Annotated in this window: 4 protein-coding genes; 2 read left to right on the forward strand and 2 right to left on the reverse strand. The window is 79.8% G+C overall.

What is annotated here, in order from left to right:
* A partial coding sequence (locus GTR00_RS18630; RefSeq protein ID WP_166613061.1) for a DUF3152 domain-containing protein occupies positions 1–632 on the forward strand: 632 nt, incomplete at its 5' end.
* 80 nt (positions 633–712) lie between these two features.
* Positions 713–994 (forward strand): MGMT family protein, encoded by a 282-nt coding sequence (locus tag GTR00_RS18635; protein WP_407659733.1) that lies wholly within the window; start codon positions 713–715, stop codon positions 992–994.
* A gap of 37 nt (positions 995–1,031) precedes the next feature.
* Here the strand turns inward: GTR00_RS18635 and GTR00_RS18640 are convergent, their stop codons facing one another.
* Positions 1,032–1,835: an endonuclease/exonuclease/phosphatase family protein gene (locus GTR00_RS18640; RefSeq protein ID WP_166613062.1), complete on the reverse strand. Its 804-nt coding sequence runs from the start codon at positions 1,833–1,835 to the stop codon at positions 1,032–1,034.
* Positions 1,836–1,843: 8 nt separating this feature from the next.
* Positions 1,844–2,591 (reverse strand): phosphotransferase (locus tag GTR00_RS18645; RefSeq protein WP_166613063.1); only part of this gene is annotated, 748 nt, incomplete at its 5' end.

Here is a 2,591-nt window from a genome sequence, read left to right on the forward strand (position 1 = left end):
GGCCCGAGCAGCCCGCGCCGGCCAGCGCCACGCCGACCCCGGCGCTGCCGGACGGGCTCACCGGGGCGGACCTGGCCGCGGGCGTGCTGCTGCGCCAGGTGCCGCGCAGCGGCGGCGGGGAGCTGGACGTCGTGCCGGGCTCCTCCCCGGCGCCGGGCTCCGCGCGGGTGCGCACCCTGCGCGTGGAGGTCGAGCGCGACCTCGCCGCGGCCGGCCTGGTGGACCCGGTGCGCTTCGCCGACTTCGCGCTCGGCGTGCTCAACGACCCCCGCGGCTGGGGCGCCGGCGGGACGACGAGCTTCGCGCGCACCGACGGCGACGCCGAGCTGCGCCTGGTGCTGGCCACCCCGGACACCTCCGCGGCCCTGTGCCGGCCGCTGCGCACGATGGGCACCCTGTCGTGCCGCACCGGCGACGCGGCCGTGCTCACCTGGTACCGGTGGGTCGAGGCCGTCCCCGACTACGGCGAGGACCGCACCGGGTACCGCCAGTACGTCGTCAGCCACGAGGTGGGCCACCTGCTCGGCCACGGCCACGAGCCCAACCCCGGCGCCGGCCGGCGCGCGCCGGTGATGATGCAGCAGACCAAGGGCCTGGACGGGGCCCTGCCCAACCCCTGGCCCCACCCCTGAGCCGCGCCGGAGCCCCGCACGCGCTGCCCGCGCGCGCCGAGGAGGTCCTGGAGGTCGTCGAGGCGATCCCGCCCGGGCGCGTGCTGACCTACGGCGACGTCGGCGAGCTCGTCGGCGACCGCGGCCCGCGCTTCGTGGGCGACGTGCTGCGCCGCTTCGGCTCGCACGTGCCGTGGTGGCGCGTGCTGCGCGCCGACGGCAGCGCGGCCCCGCCGCTGGCCGCGCGCGCGGTGCAGCGCTGGCGCGCCGAGGCCGTGCCGCTGCGCCGCGACGACGCCGACCCCGCCCAGGTGCGGGTGGACCTGCGCGCCGCGCGCTGGGACGCCGCGGGCTTCGAGGGCCCCGCGGCGCCCGCCGGCTGAGACCGCCCGGCGCCACCGGCCCCGGTGGGGGCCCGGCTCACACCTGCAGGTCGACGACCAGCCCGCGGTGGTCGCTGCCGCCCACGCGCTCCACCCGCCCGCTCGCGGGACCGTGCAGCCCGTCGGCCAGGGCGTGGTCCAGCTGCACGCGCGGGGCGGGGGAGGGGAACGTCGCCCCCGCCACCAGCGGCCGCCACGGCAGGGCGCGGCCGGTGACGCCGGGCGGCAGGTTCAGGTCGCCCAGCAGCACCAGCGGCCGCGGCAGGTCCGCCGCCCAGCGGCGCACCTCGCGCAGCTGCCCCACCGCGCGCAGCGGTGAGAAGGACAGGTGGGTGCTCAGCACGCTGACGGGCCGGGCACCGCCCGCGCCGGGGGCGCGCGCGTCGACGACGGCGGCGAGCACCGCGCGCGGCTCGTCGGGCACCAGGCGCAGCCGCCTGCCGGCCCCGGGCGGCAGCACCAGCGGCAGGCGGGCGGCGCTGCCGCTCATGCGCAGCTCGCGCCACTCCAGCACCGGCAGCCGCGACAGCAGCGCCACGCCGTAGGACGGCTCGCCGGGCACGGTGGCCGCCGCGGGGCGGAAGGTGTCGGGGGAGCCGGGGGTGCCGTGCACGGTGGCGGCGAAGCGGGACCCGCCGCGGGTGACGCCGCAGGCGCGCGCCAGCACGGCGGTCTGGTCGGCGCCGCCGCTGCGCGGCAGCAGGTGGTCGACCTCCTGCACGGCGACCACGTCGGCGCCCAGGGCGGCGACGGCGGCGGCAAGGCGGTCGGTGTCGATGCGGCCGGTGGCCACGTCGCGCCCGGAGGCGGCGTTGAGGGAGGCCAGGCGCAGGTGCCGCACGGCGGTGCTCAGCTCCCCAGCGGCACGGCGTCGGCGTGGGCGTCGAGGTCGTCGAGCATCCGCCGGGCGTCCTCGACGACCTCCTCGTCCTCGGTGCGCAGGCCCAGCAGCAGCCAGCGCGCCAGGGCGAGCTCGCCGGCCAGGCGGGCGCGCACCAGCAGGTCGGGGTCCAGGGGGTCGTGGCGGGCGTGGGCGTAGGCCTCCAGCACGGACTCCAGCGCGTCGGGGTCGGCGCCGACGGCCAGCCAGGCGAAGTCGTCGGCGGGGTCGGCGACCTTGGCGTCCACCCAGCCGGTGATGCCGGTCATCGCGGTCCCGTCGGTGCGCACGTGCTCGCCCACGAGGTCGCCGTGCACGGGGGTGGCGGCGAAGCGCCAGCGCGCGACGTCCTCCATGAGCACCTCCCAGCGGGTCAGCAGCCGCGGGGGCACGTGCCCGGTGGCCGCGGCGCGGTCCAGCTCGGACAGGCGCCGGCGGCGGTACTCCTCCGCGTCGTACACGGGCACGCCGGCGTCGGCGAAGACGGCCGTGTCGATCTGGTGCAGGGCGGCCAGGCCGGTGCCCACCGAGCGCGCCAGGCCGGGCCCGGGCCGCAGGTCCTCCGGGTGCAGGGGCTGGCCGGGCAGCTCGTGCGAGACCACGCATCGCCCGCCCTCGGGCAGCACGACGCTGCCGGCGGCGCGGGGCACGGCGAACGGCAGCGGCTCGTGCAGCCCGGACAGCAGCTCCAGCTCCGCGTCGAGGGCGGGCGATGCG

The sequence above is a fragment of the Kineococcus indalonis genome (assembly GCF_009906395.1).
Classification (GTDB): Bacteria; Actinomycetota; Actinomycetes; order Actinomycetales; family Kineococcaceae; genus Kineococcus; species Kineococcus indalonis.